Genomic DNA, 20,534 nt, shown 5'->3' with positions numbered 1-20,534 from the left:
CCCGGAGCGGGGGTGCAGGCACGGCCTTGATGATCATGAATTTGCTGAGCTTCGTGATTATTGCGAGTGCCCGTGCCTGCTGCGCAATCATGGCTGATTGCGGACACCGACCGACCGCAATGCGTCCTACTGTGCCTACATGAATGACATGCAGGCACCAGAACCTGAAGGACGGAACACCGTCAACGGCTTCGTGATCACGGACCACGCGGCCGATCTCATCGAGTTCCTGCAGCATGTCTTCGACGCCGTCGAAGACCCAGAGGCGCGAGCTCCCGACTATGCCGCAGGCGACGGTTCCTTGATCCACGCAGAAGTCAGGATCGGGAACTCTCTCCTGATGGTCGCGGACAGGAAGGCGGACTGGCCGTTCACCCCTGCATTCACGCAGGTGTACGTTTCCGACCCCGTTGCCGTGCTCACCCGAGCAAGCGAGCGGGGAGCGACCGTGATCACGGACGTGTCCCCCTTCTACGGCGGCTACGACATCGCGCGGTTCCGAGACCCGTGGCAGAACCTGTGGTGGCTGTTCGCGCCAGCCAAGGCCGGCCATCTCGCTGAGAACTGGGATGAGGGCGACGGGGACTGGGAAAACGCGGAACCTAACCCGGTGTATACAACACTGGTCGAGGCGATGCGCACATTGACCGATCCGCGGGGCGCCGATTTGGGTCTGCATCTTCCCAAGATCTGAACGGCAACCGACAGTCTGCTGCTGAAGCATCATGTTCAATATCAACGGGTTCGCGGCGGTCAGCGGCCGCTGGCCGAGAATGCGTGGATGACCTCGTGTGCCAACGATCCGGTGGTTGCGGCCCTGACGGCTACCCCGGACTCTGGTGGATGAGCCGGTCGGTCGTCCAGGCGCAGCAGGCCTCGGCTCGCCGCGAACGGTTGCGGACGAAGCCCGGTTTGAACACCGCCCCGGATTCGAAGCGGGTCTATCGGCTGCGGAGCTACACGTCCTGCGTGCATTGCCATCGGCGGCTGATCAGCAACGCGAACCACGCCGGGACCATCCACTACGGCTGCCAGCCCAAGAAGGCCTACCAACCTCACGGACATCCACCCATGTTCCGCGTGCGCGAGGACGAGCGGCTGATCGGCGTCAACAGGTTCCTGGTGCACGAGGTGTTCGGTCCCTACTGACGCAGCTGTTCGCGGCCGGAAGGGCCGATCAGGAGCAAGGCATTGGAAGGCGACCGGGAGAACCAGATCGCAGCAGTGGAACGAGCGCTGCGCGAGAACCGGACGAACGACCAACCTGCTTCTCAGCCTGGAAGTCGCCACCGAGGTGCTGCTCGACTACCTGCCCATCGTCGGGGTCGACCTCGACCTTCTTGCCCGACGAGGTGTCGTGACCGTTGTGCGAGGCGGTCGCGGCCCTTCCGAAGCAACGCTCTGTTCGTGGCGAGCAGCTCTGTGTGGTGCCCCCGGCAGGGCTGCACACAGACGGTCCCGCGCCTGACCAGCGAGTATCCGGCGAGATGCTGGTGATCGAGGGTAGTTTTCAGGTCGATGACCCTGGAGGCGGTGCCTGATGAGCAGCGCAAGGCACACCTCGACGGCGAGTTCTGGCGCTGTCGTTCGGGTGGTCACCGTGATCATGGGAACGGTCGTGGGCCTCACGTTCTTGTTCGGCTTTGGCAACGTCCTCAACCTTGCTCTGCGGCTCGGCGTGACGCCCTGGGTCGCGCCGCTCATAGCGCCCGCGGTTGACCTCTCGATCCTCGGACTGGTTCTCGCGCTGCGGCACCTGGCGCTAGTCGACGCACCACCAGATCTGCTTCAGCCGGCCCGGCGGCTGTTGATCTTCGCGAGCACGGTGAGTCTTGCCCTGAACGTGGCGGAACCTCTCATCGACGGGCAGTACGGCAAGGCTGCCTTCGACGCGGTGGGCCCGCTGCTGCTGATCGGCTGGGCGGAGGTCGGCCCAAATGTCCTGGGAGCAATCAATGTTGCTACTCCGTCGATGGTTGAGTCTATCAGCGACGTCGAGACCCGCCGTTGCCTGGCAGAGTCGGTTGTGGAGGCCCACTCATCGTTGAATCCAGGTGAGGGGCAAGAGTCACTTTCTCAGCAGCCAAGCGTGCGAGCGACTTACGGGCACCCGATCGAGCAGCATCTCGATCGTGCGCGCGAGGAGGATGTCGCTCACCGTGCTGAACATCAGAAACCGATCTCCGCGGAGAACTTGCGCGCCCGGTTGCGCATCGGAGCTATCCCGGCACGTCAACTGGTCAAGATCATTCGCGCGGAGTTCGACGCGAGTGCCGCGAGTGATCGGGTGGGCGGAATGCCTCAGCGCGACGCTGAGAGCCTTGACATGGCTGGGGTTGCCTGAGGGTGTCTTCGTTCGCCGCTGCCTTGGACGAGGAGAACAGCCCTGCTCCGGCGCGGGGCGGACGAACTTCTTAGGGGAGGTACGCGGGAACCAGTTCGCGTAGCTGCGCTGGGTCGTCGTCGGAGACGAACCTGTAGCTCTGGGGCGGTTGGAACTTGGCGGCGTCCCGTAGCGCGGACAGCGGCCAGGGGGCAGCAAGCCTTCGCGGCTCTCCAACGTGGACGGCGGTGGCGAGTTCAGAGCCTTCGAAGTACTCGTCGTACTCGGCCTTCAGCAGTCCGACGTGCTTGCGGTGGCGTCGCCAGATTCGCGCCGGCGTGTCCGTGTCGCGACCGACGAGTACGGCTGTGCCGACGACGGCCATCACGGGCGAGCTCGCGTAGAGGATCAGGTGCGTTCCATCCGGCGCCGACAACCTGGTGCGGCGAAGTTCGATGGTTTTGGAGCCGTCCAGGATGGCTTCCGCGAATCGCGGACGCAGCGACATCAGCAAAGGACGCACAGCAGGTGTCCATGTGCTCGGTTCCACCGCTGTAGCAGTCACAGGGGGTGACCTTAGCGGTCGGCGGTCAAGAAGTGATGTTGCACTGCGATGATCGCGGAGAGCGTCACCGCTTTGGCGGGTTCGCCAGTTCGTAGATCGCGGCGAACGTTGCGGTCGGCATCCGGACGGGTCCCTGGATCTGTTTCGGACCGTCCATCGACTGGATCAGGTCGAAGTACTCGGGCCAGCGGATGTGACGTGGGAACAGTTCGGTGTAGGAAACCCGAAGTGCTTGCGCGCTACCACGTTCGCCGGCAGCACCGTCGATGTCCGCGAAGGTGAAGACCCCGTAGTGCGCGAACTGCTCGTGGAGTTCCAAAGGCGCTCCGATGTCGATCGCGTCGAGCAGAGACGTGCCGATGAAGCGTCCGCCACCGGTTGAGGCGTCCTGCGTCAGGTACCACAGCAGGCGGCCGGGGGCTTTGAGCACGCTCGGGTGATTACCGCGGTAGTAGACGTGCTCGCGGCCGAGAGCCAACGTGGTCGGCCGGTGAGTAAGAGTCTGCGGTTCGCCGAGGAGTTCAGCGCTCCAGCGCGGCTGGATCGCTACGGCGAAATGCGGTAGCTCGCTATCGGTGATCTTGGCGGGCCACCAGGTCCGTTCGTACTGCGCGGCCGATTCGGGGGCGAGGTGAGGCGGAAGCAGGGCGGCAGGCCCGAGGCCGACTTGGGCCTGTGCTGCGGAGACGGCGGAGCTGACCTGGGTGCTGCTTCCGGCGGCTTCGATCACCCAGCTGTGCCATGTGCCGTTGATGCGCTGGTAGCTCTCATGGCTCGCTGCACGCTCGATCGCGGGCGAGAGGTACGGGTCTTCGATGCGCACCACACGGGCGCCCTGGTTCCGTGCTTCCAGCCGCAAGGTCCAGAGCAGATAGCGGGCCATCGTGTCGGCGTCCGGGTGGTCCAAGACGCGCAGCAGCGGTGCCTTGAGGACCTGGTCATCGACGATCGAGGCGTAGCAGCCGACGGCCGTACCGTCGCCTGCGCGCACAATGGAATGGGAGCGGGGCGCGCGGGCCAGCGCGTTCAGTCGGGACTTGAGTTCCTGCCTCGTCTCGCCGCCACGCCTGTCCAGGAAGGTCAAGAGCACGGCCTCGGACTGCGCGTTCGCGAGCTCGGTACTGAACGAGCTGCCGGCCAGCGTCCGGGGCTGGTAGGCCACCGAGTGGGCCAGTTCGTCGAGGTGCACGACCAGGTGGTGCGGGTCGATCACGCGCAACGCCGCGAGTTCTGGGAAGGCGACGAGCCGCGCGAGCAGCGGAGCTACCTGAGAGCGCAATCGTTCGTCCCAGGTCAGGAACACCTGGATGCCTGCCGCGGCGGTCTCGGCGAGGTGCCACAGGTCTCCTGCGTCCTGCGGGGTCAGCGCACGATCAGGGGCGGCTGATCGCACCGCGTCGAGCAGCACCTCATGTAGTTCTTCGGCTCGCTTCGGTGGCCCGCTCGGGCGCCGGTAACGCGCGGCGACGTCGGCCAGCCTGCTTAGCGAGTCGGCCGAGTGCCGGTCGAGGTCGCGTTCGAGTCCGTGCGGCACCACCATCTCGATCCGGTCCGCTACGTCGGGTGCTAGCAATACCAGCGACCGCTCCGCCTGGGGATGGTTCTTGCGGGTGTGCAGGTCCATCAGGATATTGACGTCGATCGCCACGGCTAGCTCTGTTGGCTCGTCCACCGGCGTGAACAGGTTGGCGTGCCCATGGTCGAGCCACCACACCGTCATCGGAGCCTTGTCCTCCCCGCGACCGCGTGCGCGCCCGAGGTGTTTGAAGCCGAGCCCGCGCCACACACGCTGGATGTCGGCGTAGCTGTCGCGGCACTTCGCGCGGACGCCCAGCCTCGCCCGGTGCCGACGACTCACCTCGTTGACGAGCAGCTGCGCCACGCCCTTCTCCCGGAAGGGCTTGTCGACGCAGAGGTGCACAAGCGTGACCTCGTTGCGCGGCAGGCGGAACAGCGCGTAGCCGACTAGTTCACCGTCGCAGGTCGCCGCGAGCAGGCAGCTTTTTGTCGCGTACTCGAAATACGCTTCGCGCGGGAAGAGGCCGAGCGTCTTCTTGGACCTGTTGCCGAGTTCGACCGTGCGTTCGATCATCGCGGCGTCGCTACCGGCCACGACCTCGATGACCACGTTCGGGGACTTCGTCGACATCATCGCAGTGTGACTCACCTGCGTCGACCTCGGCCCGTATGCGCTGATCAGTCACCTGACAGGCCTATTTGCAGGCGCACAAGTGTTCGGTTCTATGTGAATCGCGGCGTCAGTCGCACTGATGTTCGCGTGCTCTGCATAATTTCTGTACCGAAACCTGGCAATCTCGGATATGTGCTGGCCAGCTGTTCCTCGCGTGTGAATTTCAACCGCATTGACGAATACGGTGGCCTCAGCAAGATCAACAACTACGACGTTGGGGCGTTCCAGTGCTCCGCGGGCAGTTTGGGGCGATGTCCCTCGAGGGCGGCATCATCGACGCATGTGACAGTGCCGACGTGATCACCATTGGCGGCCGCGCCAGTCCGAAGGCCTGCGTCGCCGCCGTGCACGCGATCGCGAACACGAACTGGCCGCTCGTTCGCCGTTGACGCAGCAAGGCTGGTGCACGTGACGAACCTAGATCCATAAGGTAGTTGAATCGGTCTGCTGTCGAGTCGTAATGGCTCGCTTGTCAAACCCACATCGGCATGTCAACCTGGTGAGGCGCAGCAGGACGGCGCTCCCATTTTGGGCGACTGGATCGCAGTAGACGTCAGCAGTTGCTGACGCCTGCGATCAAGTAGATGGGAGCACCAGATGACCTGTGGACCTACCTCTTCCTCCGGCACCAACCCTTCTGTGGGTAGCGCGTGCCCGCAGCACCTGGCCACCGCCACGGCGGCGCCGGAGTTCATCAGTCTCCGCACCGCGGTGATCTTGCTGATCGCCTTCGTCTGCGGGGTTGTCGCCGGCTCGTTGACCTTCCTGGCGTACGGCAACGCTCCTGGAGCAGTGCTCGCCGGTCTCGGTGCTGTGGCTGGTGCGCTGATCGTCGCGCACACGTTGGTCCGCTAGTGCGAGCGGCTTAGTGGGCCCAGGTTGTCAACTGGGCCCACCAGGCCGCGCGGTGTCGCCTGTTCACTCCCGCACGGTCCGGGACAGCAGGACTGATCAAAGCAGCCGCCAAACACTCCGCCCTCAACGATCACGGCACGGCGATCATGCTGAAGCCGGATATCGGCGGGTGCGCACGCACCGCGAGGCTGATTCGTTGCGGCGCAGTCATTTCAACCGTGGACCGAACAGTCTGCTCGTAAGCGAAGACTCATGGCTCGCAGCATGGTTCTGCGGCCCCAGGCATATCGATTAGGTGGCTTCGTTCAGGTCACATTCGTCAACCCAGCGTGCCAGCAAGCTCAGCGCCGCCAGCCGTTCCAGAGCAGCCTGTTCCGCGAGCTCACCGACGCCGTGCGCGGCGTTGTTGCGGATCGTCATCTGGATTCCGGGTGCGAGGAACCGCAGGCCCGAGTTCATCGTGCTGACGTCCTGGTCTGCCGGATCTCCTGGCCAGCGAAGGCGGGGTTTGCCCGGTTGTGGAGGCCTGTCGGAGAAGATCTCCTGCCACAGCGGCGTTGCAGCCAGGTCGAAGCGCTTGGTGCGGGACTTGACCATCATGACGACTGACTCGGCTGCGCCGGCCACAGCCTCCCGGAAGTGACCGTCACGCCACAGCCGTGCGGCCGCACCCCAGACCACCGGGTGCATAGCCGCAGCACCCACTGTCGGCGGCATCTCGGCTTCGGCCTCAAGAATCAGGCCGTCCAGCCTGCCCAAAGCCTGATCGCAGGCGCCGAGGACATCGGGAGCCTCCAGTACCGGTTTCGGTTGTGTGATCGTCTGCCAGGCGGCGATCGGATCGACTACTCCGACGCCTTGCACCTTGACCCAGGTGTTGGTGAGCCCGACCGCAGCACCGGCCAGCCCAGACAGTCGCGAGACCTTCGCTCGAAGCCGCTCGATTTCATCGGGCTCAACGCCTTCGCGGGGAAGTACCGCTGGGGCTATCCCACGGGCGATACCTCCCCAGCCCCCAGGACCCTCGTTGCGCACGTGCAGCTCAAGGAATTCGTCCAGCGCGGCGCGGAACTCCTTTACCGCCGCGGCGATCGACCTCAGGTACACGGGGTTCTTGCGTGCTTCCACCTGACGAATCGTGCCATGCCCAGCACTTCACCTGCACACCTATAAACGTGGTTTTGAGGTGTGTCGACCTGGCAGTCCCTGCTTGGCCGGTGCGTTCGGAGCAAGTAGAAGGTTCTGTGCGGTGGCACCACGATCGCGGATGGGTTTCCTCGACTGCCGGGAAATCAGGTCGCCCGAATGAGCTGTTCTGGCTTGAACCCCTCGACGTACAGCTGACCGAGTTGCTGCCAGTCGCTTGCCGAGACGTTCTCGTCGGCCAAGTCTTCGAGAAACTCTTCGAAGGACCAGTCCTGCATGAGAACGGGCTTAGTCCAGGGGCCGGCGTCCTCCCAGGCAGCGAACACGCCCTTGCAGCGGGCGGACCGCCGCTGACCAAGCCAGAACAGGTTGCCTGGGTCGTGAAAGCTTGTGATACCAGGGAACTGGTCAGCCCTAGGCCACTTATGCCAGGCGGCGTTGAAGTTCAACTCCAGGTGCATCTTGCTGCTCGTCAGTGCTGTGACCCCTGCGGCCAGAACGGAGACGGCCATGGCCTCCACAACCCGCTTGACCTGCTGGTCCCTGGTCTCGCTCATGTTCCCGAACCCTAAACACGCTCAGCTCGCTGTCCCCGGAATCGCGCGGACACGATCGGGTGATCTTCCGGCCCTCGCGTTGCCGGGGGATCGTTTCTGTCGGTGCTGGCTGCTCAGCTGCTGGCATGACGAACGATCGATCAGAGCTCATCAGGCAACTCCGGCTCGGCTAGGGCGACAACCTGGGGCGGCTGCTGGCCGGGAAGGCGACGAAGAGTTCGTCACCTTCCCGGCATAAGGTCCGAACATCTGACAGAGCTGGCGTGGCACCCCGTCTAGCGGCGGATGCGGTCGCCCACGCCGGGGCTCACGCCTGCAACTCACAGAAGGGCGCCGCTGCTTCCGTCCAGCCATCGCAACTGACCTTCGCCAACGCAAATTTCGTTGAATCGCACCGCTCTTAGCGGCTTCCATCCCGCGACTTACGGACCACACTGAGACCGTGGACAGGCAGGCAGTTCACGATGACTTCGAGCGTGCGAGGACGACTTTTCGCACGCTCCTGGACGGTGCTGCGGTCGACGTGCTGCGACGTCGTTCGGGTGGCACGCGGTGGACCAACCGGCAGCTGCTGTTCCACATGCTGCTCGGGTTCCTGATCATGCATGCGTTGCTGACCTTGACCAAGGCGATCTCCCGGTTGCCAGCGTGGGTTGGCCGTGGCTGGGCCACGCTGCTCAACGCGGGCACGAAGCCATTTGACGTGGTCAACTCCGCGGGCTCCTGGCTCGGTGGCAGCGTGATGCCTCGAATCGCGATGATTGCTCTGTGCGACCGCACCATCGCGGCGTTGCATCGGCGACTTGGACGGAGAACTCCGTCAGCCTCGCACGAGGTGTGCCGTACCCAACGCGTTGGGATCCGTTCTTCCACGAGTTCATGACGGTGGCGGACTTGTACCGTTTTCCGGTGCAGCACTTCGACTTCCACCGCGAGCAGCTGTCCTTCAGCTGATTGACATCACCTGAGCAGTCGATGCACCACATGTGCGGCGTCGCGGCCGACTCCGCGCAGGGTGGCGGAGGAGAGACTACGTTGCCATTCGAGGCCGACGAAGCCGAGTCCGCGGTGGCGGCGGGACAGGCCACGATCGTGTCCGGTGCCGAGCTTGGCCAGATAAGGGAGGTCGGGGCGGTATCCGGTGGCCAGGATGATCGCGTCCACGTGCTCGCGCTGCTTGTCGGGCCAGACGACCTTGGAGCCCTCCAGTGCGGTGAACATCGAACGACGGTCTGGGCGGCGCCGGTCGAGGGCGGTGCGGTAGACGCCGGTGTCCAGGACCGGGGTGGTGAAGCCGTCGGGCAGCAACGGGCCGATCGGGAGGTAGTCGAGGCCGGTGCGGTCGAGCCAGAAGTGGAGGTCGCGGCCGAACGGGCGTTGTGCGGAGAACTTCACCGGTTTGCGGGTGGCGAGTGTGACATGGGCGTTTTCGGCGAGTTCGGTGGCGATCTGGATCGCTGAGTTGCCGGCGCCGACCACGATGACGCGCTGACCGTGGAACGGCTCGGTGGTGCGGTATTGCGCGGCGTGCAGGACGGTGCCGGGGAAGTCTTCGAGGCCTGGGAGAGGGGGCGGTGTGGGTTGCCAAAGCCTCCGGTCGCGGCGAAGACGACCGGCGCCGTGAAGGTGCCTTCGGGGGTGGCGACGCGGTAGTCGTTGTCGTGCAGGACCTCGGTGACCCGGTAGCCGGTGCGGATGTCGGCGTCGAGGTGTTTGGCGTACGAGCGCAGGTAGTCGACGACTTCGTCTCGATGCGGGTAGTGCTCGGGATCTCCGGGGAACGGTAGGCCGGGTAAGGCGCTGTATCTGGCTGGGGAGAACAAGGTCAGGCTGTCGTAGTAGTACGGCCAGGAGCCGACGGGGTCGTCGCCGGCTTCGAGTACGAGCGGGTGAAGGCTTCGCGTGATGAGGGCGTGGGCGGCGGCGAGGCCGGACTGGCCGCCGCCGATGACGATGGCGTTGTGGCTGTTCATGGGCACCTCGAAGTAGCCGTCGCCGAGGGCGGCGACGGTTGGTGGTGGGCGGGGAGTTAGTTGGCGGTGCGACGTTCGAGAAAGACGGTGTCGCGCCACACACCGTGGTGCTGCGCGATGCGTTCGCGGACGCCGAGGGTGCGGAAGCCCGCGGAGTGGTGCAGGGCGAGGCTTGTGCGGTTCTCGGGGAAGATCGAGGTCTGCAACGTCCACAAGCCTGCCTCGTCGGCGGCGGTGACCTGCTTGTGCACCAGGGTTTTGCCGACGCCACGGCTGCGGAAGCCCTTGCCCACGTAAACGGACGTCTTGGCGACTCCTGCATAGCAGTCCCGTGTGGACGCTGCGGTGAGCGCGGCCCAGCCTGCGACCTTGCCGTCGACCTCGGCGATCCAGCGGTGGTCCGGGAGCCATTTGGCGTCCAGCGCCCTGCGCAGGGGAACCTCGGTTTCGAACGTTGCGTCACCCGTCGCGATGCCTTCGCCGTAGATGCGGCGCACGGCGTTCCAGTCGGAGATTTCCAGCGGGCGCACCAGGACGTCCGCCGGGAGGTCGGTCGGGCAGCAGGGGCGCGGTGCGAGCATGCCCATGACGACGTCGGCGGCGTGGGGCAGGCCGGTGCAGCACGACGGGTTCACGCTGACGTGGGTCGCGGTGCCCTCCCTGTGCTGGCGCAGGAAGCCCACCTCCACGAGTTTGCGCACGTGGTGTGAGCAAGTGGACTGGCTGATGCCCACCAGTTCGGTCAGCTCGCCGACGGTCATCGAACGTCCCGCGGTCGCCACGGCGTGAAGCAGGCGCACGCGGGTCGGCTCGGCGAGGCACGCGAACCAGTCCGCGTAGGTCGCGGCGTCGTCGGCAGGCAGCACGGCCGGCGAGGGCGCTGTCGTCGTCATGGGCTGAAGTATCGACGCAGATCGATGGTTGCGTCAATCGATCCGGGTCGATAGAGTCCGCCGTGTTGATTTGAAATCCATCGATTCAAGGGGTGTGTGGTGAGCGAGTTGCCGGTCGTCGTGGTGGGTGCCGGACCTGCGGGTTTGTCCGCGGCGGCGAACTTGGTCGAGCGGGGCGAGCAGGTGCTCGTGCTGGAGGCGGGCGCTCGTGCCGGTGCGGCCGTGTCTGAGTGGAACTACGTTCGGCTGTTCTCGCAGTGGAGTGAGCTCGTCGATCCGGCGGCCGAGCGCTTGCTGAAGGAGGCCGGTTGGGTGCGGCCCGACGGTGACGCCTACCCGAGCGGTGGGGAGTGGGTGGAGAGCTACCTGCGGCCGCTGGCCGAGGTACTGGGCGATCGGGTTCGGTTCGGGGCGCGCGTGGTGGGCCTGGCTCGCCGTGGCCGAGACCGGATCGTCGACTCCGGGCGCGAGGACGAGCCGCTCACCGTGCACGTGCAGACCGCCCACGGTGAGGAGCGGATCACGGCACGTGCGGTGATCGACGCGTCCGGCACGTGGGGCTCGCCGAACCCGCTCGGTGGCGACGGACTTCCCGCGGTGGGAGAGAAGGCCGCAGCCGCGCAGATCACTTACCGCGTGCCCGACCTCGTGGCAGAGCGCGCTCGATATGCGGGCAAGCGGATCGCGGTCGCCGGTAGCGGTCACTCCGCACTGACGGCCTTGGTGGTCTTGGCGGAGCTCGCCGAGCAGGAGCCGGACACGGAGATCGTCTGGCTGCTGCGCCGCGGAGCGGTCGGCAACGCGTTCGGCGGTGGCGAGGCCGACCAGCTGCCGGCGCGCGGTGCGTTGGGTCTGCGCGCGAAGAAGGCGGCCGAGGCCGGGCACATCACGACCGCGACCGGGTTCCGCACGGCGGCTGTCGAACGCGGGGAGGACGGAACGCTCACGCTGGAGTCGTTCGACGGGCACAGGGTCGAGGGTGTCGACGAGGTCGTCGTGCTGACCGGGTTCCGGCCCGACTTGTCGTGGCTGTCGGAGATTCGCCTCGACCTGGACCCCGTGCTACAGGCGCCGAAGAAGCTTGCGCCGCTGATCGACCCGAACGTCCACTCTTGCGGCACCGTCTACCCGCATGGTGAGGCCGAACTCCGTCACCCCGAGCCGAACGTCTACCTCGTGGGCATCAAGAGCTATGGTCGCGCGCCGACGTTCCTGTCGCTGACCGGGTACGAGCAGGCTCGTTCAGTCGTGGCCGCGATCGCCGGTGACCACGAAGCCGCTGGACGGGTTGAACTCGTGCTGCCCGAGACCGGGGTCTGCGGTGGCGCGGGCGTGTTCGACGCGCCGGAGACGCAGAAGAACGAGGGCGGCTGCTGCGGTTCGCCGGAGAACGGTGTGCTGACGATCGGGCTCGCGCCTAGTGCCCGCTGACACCGCGGCAGTGGAGCCCGGCACCGACGCCGGGCTCCGCCGAGTGCTGATCGTCCTGTGCACCACGGAGATCATCAGCTGGGGGATCCTGTACTACGCGTTCCCGGTGTTGCTGCCGACGATCGGCGAGCGGATTGGTTGGTCGCATGCCGCGATCACCGCTGGGTTCTCCGCGAGTCAGATCGTGGCGGGACTCGTCGGCGTTCCGGTGGGCAGGCTGCTCGACCGGCACGGGCCGCGCGCGATTATGACCACCGGTTCGATCGTCGCGGTGCCGGCGGTCGTTATGATGGCGACCGCGCGATCGCTGGCGTGGTTCACCGTGGCGTGGCTGCTGATCGGTGTCGCGATGGCCGGGGTGTTCTACGCTCCCGCGTTTGCCGCGCTCACGCGCTGGTATGGCGCGAGGCGGGTGTCGGCGCTGACCGCGCTCACATTGGTCGCGGGATTGGCCAGCACGGTGTTCGCGCCGCTCACCGCCGTGCTGAACACCCACTTAGACTGGCGCGGGACCTACCTCGTTCTCGCCGGTGTCCTCGCGGGCACCACAATTCCGCTGCACCTGTTGGGGCTGCGGCTGGCGTGGCCGGAGATCGAGCACGAGGCGAAGCACCATCCGTCGGTGGTGGCACGAAGCAGGCCGTTCACCGTGCTGACGATCGCGATGAGTCTGGCCGCGTTCAGCGTCTACGCGGTCGTGGTCAACCTCGTGCCGTTGCTGACCGAACGTGGGATGTCGACATCAGCGGCCGCGGTGGCCTTGGGCCTCGGTGGGGTGGGCCAGGTCCTCGGTCGGCTCGGCTACACGAGATTGACCGCGAGGACGTCAGTGCGCACGCGGACCGCACTCGTCCTGCTGGTGAGTGCGGTGGTGACGACGTTGCTCGGGCTGTTGCCCGGCCCGGCGCTGCTGCTCATCGCCGGTTCGGTGCTCGCTGGAGTCGCGCGCAGGATCTTCACGCTGGTGCAGGCGACCGCGGTCACCGACCGGTGGGGTGCCGTCCATTCCGGACGGTTGAGCGGGCTGCTCGCCGTGCCGGTGATGCTGACCGCGGCGATCGCGCCGTGGGCGGGCAGCGCCATGGCCGGGTGGCTCGGCGGCTACCCCGCGGTGTTCGTGGTGCTGGGCGTGATCGGGGTGCTGGCGGCCGCGTTGTCGACCGCCAGCGTCCCGCGTCGCTAGTCGAGCAGTTCGGCGACCAGGCCGCGCACGCGGCGGTCGATGTCGTCACGGATCGGCCGCACCGCGTCGATGCCCTGGCCGGCCGGGTCGTCGAGCTGCCAGTCGAGGTAGCGCTTGCCGGGGAACACCGGGCAGGTGTCGCCGCAGCCCATGGTGATCACGACATCGGACGCCTCGACGTCCTCGGTCGTGAGCTTCGACGGGACCTCGGCGGTGATGTCCAGGCCCCACTCGGCCAGGGCGGCCGCGGCTGCGGGGTTGACCTTCTCGGCAGGTTCGGAACCTGCTGAGCGGACGGCGATGCGGCCCATGCCGTAGTGCTGCAGCAGTGCCGCCGACATCTGCGACCGGCCGGCGTTGTGCACACAGACGAACAGCACTTCGGGGGTCTTCGACACGTCAGTTCTCCTTGTTCCCAGCGGATTTCTCAGTCGTGGAGCAGTTCGGACAGCAGGCCGCGCACGCGGCGGTCGACGTCGTCGCGGACATCGCGGACGATGTTGAGCGAGGCGCCCGCCGGGTCGGCGACGTCCCAGTCGAGGTAGCGCTTGCCGGGGTAGACCGGGCAGGAGTCGCCGCAGCCCATGGTGACCACGACGTCGGCGGCGCGCACAACCTCGTCGGTCAGCGGTTTCGGGAACGCCTCGGTGAGCTCGATGCCGAGTTCGGCGAGCGCGTCAGTGACGGTCTGGGGATGGTGCCAGTGGGCTTGCTGCCTGCCGAACGCACGGAGACCTTGCCGAACGCGTGGTGCTCCAGCAGTGCGGCGGCGATCTGGGAGCGGCCTGCGTTGTGCACGCAGATGAACAGCACCTGCGGCACCGTGATGGTGGTCAGGCCGTCGGCGCGGCCTTGGTCGGTCAGCCTCTGCTTGGCGAATCGCGCGGTCAGGACCGGCAGATAGGTCGTGACGGTGGCGTTCTCGGCGAGCAGGTCGTAGGTCTCGTCCACGACCTTGGCCACGGTCTCGCGGCCGAACACGCCGTGGAACTTGTCGGAGAGTTCGTCGGTGATCCGGAGCAGCTGGGCGCTGAGCTCGTGCTGGGGGAGTCCGCTGGTGCGGGACATCAGATCTCCTTGGACCGAAGTTCGTCGATGCAGATCACACTCGGTGTATCGACTTTTGTCAATCCAAGCGGCTATGGTCTTGCCCATGACCAGCCCGGACCAGACGCTGCTCGGCTCGACGACGGCCGCCCGCCTGTTCAAGGCACTGGGCGATCCGATCCGCGTCGACCTGGTCGGCCTGGTCCGACGGACCGAAAGCCAGGAAGCTTGCTTCTGCGACCTCGCCGAACAGTTCGACATGCCGCAGTCCTCGCTGAGCCACCACCTCAAGATCCTCGTGCAGGCCGGAGTCCTCAGCCGGGAACGCCGCGGCACCTGGAGTTGGTACCGCATCGACAACGCCGCCATCGACATCCTCGCGGCCGTGCTGGCACCGGGCGGGCCGCTGCGCGACTCCAGCGCGTGCTGCGACTGACCTGACCGAACCGCCCCGACCCGGCTCCTCGTCGGGCGGTGGTCTCTGCCCACACCCAGGAGAATCAGTTGACCACCAAGGAAACCGCGGCACCGGACGTGCTGCACCGACTGTCCTTCCTGGACAGGCTGCTGCCGATGTGGATCGGCCTTGCCATGGTCGTCGGCCTCGGCCTCGGCCGCTTCGTACCGGGCCTGCAGGGAGTGCTGGAGGCGGTGAAGATCGGCGAGGTGTCGCTGCCGATTGCCCTCGGCCTGCTGCTGATGATGTACCCGGTGCTCGCGAAGGTCCGCTACGACAAGCTCGACACCATCACCCGTGACACGCGCACGATGGTGCTCTCGCTGGTGCTCAACTGGGTCCTCGGCCCCGCGCTGATGTTCGCGCTGGCCTGGATCTTCCTAGCGGACTTGCCCGAGTACCGCACCGGCCTGATCATCGTCGGCCTCGCCCGGTGTATCGCGATGGTGATCATCTGGAACGACCTCGCGTGCGGTGACCGCGAGGCGGCCGCGATGCTCGTGGCGTTGAACTCGGTGTTCCAGGTGATCATGTTCGGCGTGCTCGGCTGGTTCTACCTCGACCTGTTGCCGGGCTGGCTGGGTCTCGACACCGCCTCGGTGGACTTCTCCGCGTGGGAGATCGCCCAGTCCGTGCTGATCTTCCTCGGCATCCCGCTGCTCGCCGGTTACCTCAGTCGCAAGCTCGGCGAGCGCTCGAAAGGCCGGGAGTGGTACGAGTCGAAGTACTTGCCGCGCGTTGGCCCGATCGCGTTGTACGGCCTGCTGTTCACGATCGTCATCCTGTTCGCGTTGCAGGGCGAGACCATCACGAGCCGCCCGCTGGACGTCGTCCGGATCGCGCTGCCGCTGCTGGCCTACTTCGCGATCATGTGGGCTGGTTCCTACGCGCTGGGCAAGGCCTCCGGGCTGTCCTACGAGCGGACCACGACCTTGGCGTTCACCGCGGCTGGCAACAACTTCGAGCTCGCCATCGCCGTCGCGATCGGCGTGTTCGGCGTGACCTCGGGGCAGGCTCTGGCCGGTGTCGTCGGGCCGCTGATCGAGGTGCCCGTGCTCGTCGGGCTCGTCTACGTCAGCCTGTGGTTGCGACGTCGTTGGCCGGCCCGTGTCGAAGTCTGATGTCGTGGTGATCGGCGGCGGCCAGGCAGGGCTGGCCGCCGCCTACTACCTGCGTCGTGCCGGTCTGTCCCATGTGGTCCTCGACGCACAGCCCGTACCCGGCGGGGCGTGGCCGCACGGGTGGAACTCCCTGCGGCTGTTCTCGATCGCGCGCCACAGCTCCTTGCCCGGCTGGCCGATGCCGGCTTTCTCAGACGGTTACCCGACTGCTCAGCACGTGGTCGACTACCTCACCGCGTACGAGAAGCGCTACGACGTGCCCGTGCAACGGCCGGTCGTCGTGACCTCGGTGAGCCGTGATGGCGACGAGTTGGTGGTGCGCACCGATTCCGGGACCTGGTCCGCGCGGCACGTGATCAGTGCGACCGGCACCTGGTGGCGGCCATTCCGGCCGCTGATGGAGCTGCCGGGCCGCCAGCTGCACACCGTCGACTACCGCGACCCGCAGGAGTTCGCCGGGCAGAAGGTCGTCGTGGTCGGTGGCGGCAACTCCGGTGCGCAGATCGCCGCCGACCTCCTGCCGCATGCCTCCCTGACGTGGATGGCTCGTCGGTCACCGCGGTACATGCCTGACGAGATCGACGGCAAAGCGCTGTTCGACATCGCCAGCCGTCGCGCGGGAGGGGTCGGCGAACTCGGTGACATCGTGGCTGTGCCGCCGGTTCGAGAAGCTCGAGACAGCGGCCTGCTTGTGGCCACACCGATGGACATCGCCGCGCTTTCCCAGGCCGATGTCGTGATCTGGTCTACCGGGTTCCGGCCTGCGCTCGGTCACCTCGGGCCGTTGCAACTGCGCAACGAGCACGGACGCGTTGCGGTGGACGAAACGACTGCGGTGGGGGAGCCGCGTCTGCATCTGCTCGGGTATGGCGGCTGGACTGGTGCCGCATCCGGGACCCTGATCGGCGTCGGGCCCACCGCGAAGGCCACCGTCGCGAAGATCGCCGCATCACTCGACTGATGCTTCGCCCTGTCAGACGCGCTACGACTACGCGGGGGCACGGTCTCCGCTCACGCTGGCCAGCAGCACGGCCATCCGGTCGGCGGTTTCAGGGCGCGCCCGGTAGTAGACCCACGTTCCGCGGCGTTCTGAGTCGACCAGGCCGGCCTGCTTCAACAGCTTGAGATGATGCGAGATCGTCGGCTGTGAGAGGTCGAACGCCGGAGTCAGGTCGCAGACGCACACCTCGCCGGACGGCCCCGACGCGATCATCGAGAACAGGCGCAGGCGCACCGGGTCACCGAGCGCCTTGAACACCGTCGCCATCTCCTCGGCCTGCTCCTTCGCGAGTGGCTCCTCTGACAGCGGTGCACAGCAGCCCTGACCTTGGTTCGACATACTTCAATATTGACGCGACTTCGCCTCCGGTGCAAACATGACATAGACGAACGTCTATACAACCTGGAGGGGTGCCGCTCATGAGCGAGCAGACCGAGCTGCGCGAGACCGTCCGAGCCCGCTACGCCGCCGCCGCGATCGCCGTCACCGCAGGCGGCGGGAGCTGCTGCAGCGGTCAGGCCGCCGAGGTCGACGAGACCTTCGGCGCCGCGCTCTACCCGGCGGCCCAGCGCGACGAACTTCCCGCCGAAGCGGTCGCTGCCTCGCTCGGCTGTGGCAATCCCACTGCGGTCGCCGAGCTCCGTGAAGGTGAGCGCGTGCTCGACCTCGGCTCGGGCGGCGGCATCGACGTCCTGCTCTCCGCGCGCCGCGTCGGCCCGACCGGCAAGGCTTATGGCCTCGACATGACCGACGAGATGCTCTCGCTGGCGCTCTCGAACGCGGCCAAAGCCGGCGCCGCCAACGTCGAGTTCCTCAAGGGCAACATCGAAGCCATCCCGTTGCCCGGCAACACCATCGACGTCGTCATCTCCAACTGCGTCATCAACCTCTCCGTCGACAAGCCCGCCGTCTTCGCTGAGACCTTCCGCGTGCTGCGCCCCGGCGGCCGTCTCGGCATCTCCGATGTCGTCGCCGACGACCACCTCACCTCGGCTGAACGAGCCGAACGCGGCTCCTACGTCAGCTGCATCGCTGGCGCCCTCACCTTTGCCGAGTACCGCCATGGCCTCGAAGCCGCTGGCTTCGCCGATATTGAGATCACTCGAACCTTCCAGGCCGCAGATGGCATGCACTCCGCCGTCGTTCGGGCTTCGAAGCCGCTCGATGTCGTGTCTCCCGCAGTGCGAGTGCAGAGCGCCGGTTCTTGCTGTGGTGTTGATGCGTGCTGCGAGGCGGATGAGCAGTCGACTGACCCGAACGTCACCACTGCGGAGGCGAAGTCAGCTGCAGGGTGCGCTTGCCAGTAGCCGGCGACGATGGGGGATGTTTCCCAGGCCTGACATAGGTCTCCCCCATGGGTTGATGCGCGGTCGAAATCGCTGCTATTCGCATGTAGCGCAATAGATGGTGGCCTTGTGATGTTGCGGTCACAATCGGTGCATGGGGGAGTGGAAGCGGGTTGTGCCGCAACAAGAGTTGGCAGAACGAGTGATCTCTGCGGTCGTCTGCGTCGGGGCTCCGCTGGCGATCGTAGTGGTCGTCCTGCTGGCGCCCAGTCAGGTGATCTCGTGGTCGGTGATCGTGTCTGCGCTTTTGGTCGTGGGCGGGTTCGTGGTGCTGGCTTGGAGGTCGGCGCGAGCAGGCGTGCACTTCGGTTCGCGCGGTGTGCTGCTCTACTACACAACCCGACGCTCGGAGGTGATCCCGTGGAACGAGGTCGCGCGGTTCGAGGCGTGCACGGTGCGGTTGGCGAACCTGCCAGTGGATGGGGCGGCGGTATACCTCGTGGGGCCACTGGGCGACTTGCGCGAGACTCCGATCAAGCAGTCCGTCGGCCCTGTCTGGGATGGAATGGCGTACTCGTCGCGAGCTGACGTGATGTTGTCCTCCAAAGAATTTTCTGCGGTGGCCGACGAACTCAACGCGGCGGCGAGGACGTTCTCCGCCGGCCTTTCGAAGTAGCTCGCTCGTCTGGAGTGGAACTTGAGGTTCAGGCTTAGGTGGATAGTGGTCGAATCCACAACGCCACATAAAGCAGATTATGTGACGCGGATCACTAATAACTCAGGTTGACCTTGGTGGGCACTCCAACCCTTACCTTCGCCTCTGCTGTCGGACTGTTCGGGGTCGCGCCGGTGACGGCTGCGGGTCGAGACGCAGAGGGGAACCTATGTCCAACAAGGCGAAGGGCGGTCAGCGGGAAGCCGGTAACGGGTCCGGCTTGTCCTTGCTGACGGTGTGCCTGACGGTTGTGCTGTTCCCGCTGGCCATCACCGGTTCGTCGGTGGCGCTGCCGGCGATCAACGGCGAGTTCCACAACTCGTTGGCCGCGGGGCAGTGGGTGGTCAACGGCTACAACCTGACCTACGCGGCGTTCATGCTGGCGACCGGGTCGCTGGCTGACCTCTTGGGCCGTCGGAAGATGTTCCGCGTTGGTGTGGCGCTGTTCGTGCTCGGCTCGCTGGCTTCCGTGCTCGCGCCTGGGATTCTGGTGCTCGACCTCGCTCGAGTGGTGGCGGGCATCGGTGCTGCCGCAGCTACGACCAGTGGCAGTGCGCTCCTGGCCGACATCTTCGAGGAAGGGCCGGCGCGGGCGAAGGCGTTCGGCATGTTCGGCACCGCGGTCGGCCTCGGTCTCGTGTTCGGGCCCAGCGTGTCCGGCGTGTTGATCAGCTCGTTCGGTTGGCGCTCGGTGTTCCTGCTGCCCACCATCGTCGGTGTCGTCGTGCTGTTGCTGACCAAGGTGTTGCGGGAGTCGCGGAATCCGCAGGCGAACCGGGTCGACTGGGCTGGAACCATCACGTTCACGGCCGCCCTTCTGCTGCTGATCTTCAGCCTCATTCAAGGGCCGCAGTGGGGTTGGAGCGATCCCGTTGTAATCGCGACCCTCGTCGGCACGGTGGTGGCCCTGATCGCGTTCGTGATCGTGGAGCGGCGGCAGAAGCAGCCCATGCTCGATCTCGCTCTTCTTCGGCAGCCGAAGTTCCTGGGCGTGTCGCTGGCGACGATCCCGGTGGTGTTCGGCTTCGCTCCGCTGGTGATCTACCTGCCGTCGTACCTGGCCTCGGTGGACGGGCTCGCGGCGGCGCAGATCGGTGCGGTGATGCTGATGCTGACCGTGTTGGCGCTGGTGTTCCCCGGCGTCGCGGGCATGGCGGTGAAGTGGGTTCCTGCGTGGGTGCAGATCACGCTCACGGCGGCGCTGGCGGCGGCCGGCTTGGCATGGCTGACCATCATCGAACCGGGTATCGGGTACCTGAACCTGTTGGGGCCGCTGGCTTTGATCGGTATCGCGGTGGGCATCTCCTTCGGTCTGCTGGACGGCGCCGCGGTCAGCAGCGTCGACTCCACGCGTGCCGGGATGGCGGCAGGCATGTTCAACACCGTTCGGCTCACCGGCGAGACGATCTCCATCGCCGTGGCCGGCGCCTTGCTCGTGAGCTTCACCCAGAATGCGGTCAGTGAGCGTGCGGCTCAGTTCGGTCCGTACTCCGACGACCCCAACGGCCTTGCCAACGCGCTCAACCAGGGCGACCTCGCTCGTGCGGCCGAGACTATCCCTGAGGGCCAGCGCGAGGCGTTCGTCAGGGCCGCGGGGGAGGCTTTCGCGTCCGGTCTGCACGGTCTGCTCTGGGTGATGGCCGCCCTATGTGCCGTGGTGTTCGTCGTCATCGCCCTGCTGCTGCGCGAACGTCGCTCCACGACGTCGAAGACCGCGAGCGCGGTGCGCTGACGAGTCGTTTGCAAGTGGCGTTCGCCCTTCGCGTAGCAACGACGAGGGGCGAACGTCTT

General features: G+C 66.2%; 24 protein-coding genes and 2 pseudogenes. 14 read left to right on the top strand and 12 right to left on the bottom strand.

Translation table 11 applies throughout. The features are described from left to right. Positions 1 to 139 precede the first annotated feature (139 nt). The 3 genes from IE307_RS20595 (at position 140) to IE307_RS20585 (ending at position 2,344) form a co-directional block, all read left to right on the top strand. On the top strand, positions 140 to 694 hold the full coding sequence (locus tag IE307_RS20595) for a VOC family protein (RefSeq protein ID WP_191299989.1): 555 nt from the start codon (positions 140 to 142) through the stop codon (positions 692 to 694). A gap of 149 nt (positions 695 to 843) precedes the next feature. After that, on the top strand, positions 844 to 1,149 hold the full coding sequence (locus IE307_RS20590) for a hypothetical protein (protein WP_191299987.1): 306 nt from the start codon (positions 844 to 846) through the stop codon (positions 1,147 to 1,149). Between the two features lie 451 nt (positions 1,150 to 1,600). After that, positions 1,601 to 2,344 (top strand): hypothetical protein, encoded by a 744-nt coding sequence (locus tag IE307_RS20585; protein WP_229904980.1) that lies wholly within the window; start codon positions 1,601 to 1,603, stop codon positions 2,342 to 2,344. A 70-nt stretch (positions 2,345 to 2,414) separates the two neighbouring features. Here the strand turns inward: IE307_RS20585 and IE307_RS20580 are convergent, their stop codons facing one another. Together IE307_RS20580 and IE307_RS20575 are read right to left on the bottom strand one after the other, a co-directional pair. Then, complete coding sequence (locus IE307_RS20580; RefSeq protein WP_229904919.1) at positions 2,415 to 2,846, bottom strand: ASCH domain-containing protein; 432 nt, start codon at positions 2,844 to 2,846, stop codon at positions 2,415 to 2,417. A 106-nt stretch (positions 2,847 to 2,952) separates the two neighbouring features. Continuing rightward, complete coding sequence (locus IE307_RS20575) at positions 2,953 to 5,037, bottom strand: GNAT family N-acetyltransferase (RefSeq protein ID WP_191299983.1); 2,085 nt, start codon at positions 5,035 to 5,037, stop codon at positions 2,953 to 2,955. A 293-nt stretch (positions 5,038 to 5,330) separates the two neighbouring features. Between IE307_RS20575 and IE307_RS20570 the strand changes: the two genes are divergently transcribed. Continuing rightward, positions 5,331 to 5,468, top strand: a complete 138-nt coding sequence (locus tag IE307_RS20570) for a hypothetical protein (RefSeq protein WP_191299981.1) — start codon at positions 5,331 to 5,333, stop codon at positions 5,466 to 5,468. A 250-nt stretch (positions 5,469 to 5,718) separates the two neighbouring features. Beyond that, a complete protein-coding gene (locus tag IE307_RS20565) occupies positions 5,719 to 5,934 on the top strand; it encodes a hypothetical protein (RefSeq protein WP_191299979.1) in 216 nt (71 codons plus the stop codon). A gap of 291 nt (positions 5,935 to 6,225) precedes the next feature. On the opposite strand, the gene IE307_RS20560 is transcribed toward IE307_RS20565, so the two are convergent. After that, the gene (locus IE307_RS20560; RefSeq protein WP_191299977.1) at positions 6,226 to 7,062 is read right to left on the bottom strand and encodes a TIGR02391 family protein; all 837 of its coding nucleotides are present in this window, start codon (positions 7,060 to 7,062) and stop codon (positions 6,226 to 6,228) included. Between the two features lie 164 nt (positions 7,063 to 7,226). After that, positions 7,227 to 7,637: a hypothetical protein gene (locus tag IE307_RS20555; protein ID WP_191299975.1), complete on the bottom strand. Its 411-nt coding sequence runs from the start codon at positions 7,635 to 7,637 to the stop codon at positions 7,227 to 7,229. A 442-nt stretch (positions 7,638 to 8,079) separates the two neighbouring features. Between IE307_RS20555 and IE307_RS20550 the strand changes: the two genes are divergently transcribed. After that, complete coding sequence (locus IE307_RS20550; RefSeq protein WP_308436378.1) at positions 8,080 to 8,520, top strand: DinB family protein; 441 nt, start codon at positions 8,080 to 8,082, stop codon at positions 8,518 to 8,520. Positions 8,521 to 8,597: 77 nt separating this feature from the next. Here the strand turns inward: IE307_RS20550 and IE307_RS47470 are convergent, their stop codons facing one another. The 4 genes and pseudogenes from IE307_RS47470 to IE307_RS20540 form a co-directional block, all read right to left on the bottom strand. Beyond that, complete coding sequence (locus tag IE307_RS47470) at positions 8,598 to 9,032, bottom strand: NAD(P)/FAD-dependent oxidoreductase (RefSeq protein ID WP_308436392.1); 435 nt, start codon at positions 9,030 to 9,032, stop codon at positions 8,598 to 8,600. Positions 9,033 to 9,089: 57 nt separating this feature from the next. Next, positions 9,090 to 9,170 (bottom strand): annotated as a pseudogene (locus IE307_RS47465) (hypothetical protein); the annotation flags it as partial. Between the two features lie 98 nt (positions 9,171 to 9,268). Further along, positions 9,269 to 9,610 (bottom strand): annotated as a pseudogene (locus IE307_RS47460) (NAD(P)-binding domain-containing protein); the annotation flags it as partial. Positions 9,611 to 9,666: 56 nt separating this feature from the next. Then, positions 9,667 to 10,503, bottom strand: coding sequence for a helix-turn-helix domain-containing GNAT family N-acetyltransferase (locus tag IE307_RS20540; protein WP_191299973.1), 837 nt, complete (start codon positions 10,501 to 10,503; stop codon positions 9,667 to 9,669). Positions 10,504 to 10,602: 99 nt separating this feature from the next. Here IE307_RS20540 and IE307_RS20535 point away from each other — a divergent pair, with 99 nt between their 5' ends. Both IE307_RS20535 and IE307_RS20530 read left to right on the top strand, forming a co-directional pair. Then, on the top strand, positions 10,603 to 11,934 hold the full coding sequence (locus IE307_RS20535) for an FAD-dependent oxidoreductase (RefSeq protein WP_191299971.1): 1,332 nt from the start codon (positions 10,603 to 10,605) through the stop codon (positions 11,932 to 11,934). Next, a complete protein-coding gene (locus tag IE307_RS20530) occupies positions 11,924 to 13,117 on the top strand; it encodes an MFS transporter (protein ID WP_191299969.1) in 1,194 nt (397 codons plus the stop codon). The genes IE307_RS20535 and IE307_RS20530 overlap by 11 nt, the downstream gene beginning before the upstream one ends. Here IE307_RS20530 and IE307_RS20525 read toward each other — a convergent pair. Genes IE307_RS20525 through IE307_RS47450 form a run of 3 tightly spaced genes read right to left on the bottom strand, consistent with a single transcriptional unit; the run spans position 13,114 to position 14,185 of the window. Continuing rightward, a complete protein-coding gene (locus IE307_RS20525) occupies positions 13,114 to 13,515 on the bottom strand; it encodes an arsenate reductase ArsC (RefSeq protein ID WP_191299967.1) in 402 nt (133 codons plus the stop codon). The two genes, IE307_RS20530 and IE307_RS20525, sit on opposite strands and share 4 nt — an antisense overlap. Positions 13,516 to 13,544: 29 nt before the next feature. Beyond that, positions 13,545 to 13,775: a low molecular weight phosphatase family protein gene (locus IE307_RS47455; protein WP_308436390.1), complete on the bottom strand. Its 231-nt coding sequence runs from the start codon at positions 13,773 to 13,775 to the stop codon at positions 13,545 to 13,547. Then, positions 13,742 to 14,185, bottom strand: a complete 444-nt coding sequence (locus tag IE307_RS47450; protein WP_308436377.1) for a three-helix bundle dimerization domain-containing protein — start codon at positions 14,183 to 14,185, stop codon at positions 13,742 to 13,744. Before IE307_RS47450 ends, IE307_RS47455 begins: the two co-directional genes overlap by 34 nt. An 85-nt stretch (positions 14,186 to 14,270) precedes the next feature. Here IE307_RS47450 and IE307_RS20515 point away from each other — a divergent pair, with 85 nt between their 5' ends. The 3 genes from IE307_RS20515 (at position 14,271) to IE307_RS20505 (ending at position 16,703) form a co-directional block, all read left to right on the top strand. Beyond that, on the top strand, positions 14,271 to 14,600 hold the full coding sequence (locus IE307_RS20515) for an ArsR/SmtB family transcription factor (protein WP_229904918.1): 330 nt from the start codon (positions 14,271 to 14,273) through the stop codon (positions 14,598 to 14,600). A gap of 68 nt (positions 14,601 to 14,668) precedes the next feature. Further along, positions 14,669 to 15,742, top strand: coding sequence for an ACR3 family arsenite efflux transporter (arsB, locus tag IE307_RS20510; protein WP_308436376.1), 1,074 nt, complete (start codon positions 14,669 to 14,671; stop codon positions 15,740 to 15,742). Further along, a complete protein-coding gene (locus tag IE307_RS20505) occupies positions 15,729 to 16,703 on the top strand; it encodes an ArsO family NAD(P)H-dependent flavin-containing monooxygenase (RefSeq protein WP_229904917.1) in 975 nt (324 codons plus the stop codon). Before arsB ends, IE307_RS20505 begins: the two co-directional genes overlap by 14 nt. A gap of 27 nt (positions 16,704 to 16,730) precedes the next feature. On the opposite strand, the gene IE307_RS20500 is transcribed toward IE307_RS20505, so the two are convergent. Then, on the bottom strand, positions 16,731 to 17,081 hold the full coding sequence (locus IE307_RS20500; RefSeq protein WP_191299963.1) for an ArsR/SmtB family transcription factor: 351 nt from the start codon (positions 17,079 to 17,081) through the stop codon (positions 16,731 to 16,733). An 80-nt stretch (positions 17,082 to 17,161) separates the two neighbouring features. On the opposite strand from IE307_RS20500, the gene arsM reads away from it, so the two are divergent. From arsM to IE307_RS20485, 3 genes are all read left to right on the top strand, one after another. Then, the gene (arsM, locus tag IE307_RS20495; protein WP_191299961.1) at positions 17,162 to 18,049 is read left to right on the top strand and encodes an arsenite methyltransferase; all 888 of its coding nucleotides are present in this window, start codon (positions 17,162 to 17,164) and stop codon (positions 18,047 to 18,049) included. A 133-nt stretch (positions 18,050 to 18,182) separates the two neighbouring features. Next, on the top strand, positions 18,183 to 18,704 hold the full coding sequence (locus IE307_RS20490; protein WP_191299959.1) for a hypothetical protein: 522 nt from the start codon (positions 18,183 to 18,185) through the stop codon (positions 18,702 to 18,704). Positions 18,705 to 18,912: 208 nt separating this feature from the next. Continuing rightward, entirely contained in the window at positions 18,913 to 20,475 is a 1,563-nt protein-coding gene (locus IE307_RS20485; RefSeq protein ID WP_191299957.1) for an MFS transporter, read from the top strand. Positions 20,476 to 20,534: the final 59 nt, after the last annotated feature.

It is taken from the genome of Lentzea cavernae, assembly GCF_014653695.1.
Taxonomy (GTDB): domain Bacteria; phylum Actinomycetota; class Actinomycetes; order Mycobacteriales; family Pseudonocardiaceae; genus Lentzea; species Lentzea cavernae.
Note: the sequence above shows the minus strand (reverse complement) of the source record. Positions and strands in the feature narration are given on the sequence as shown.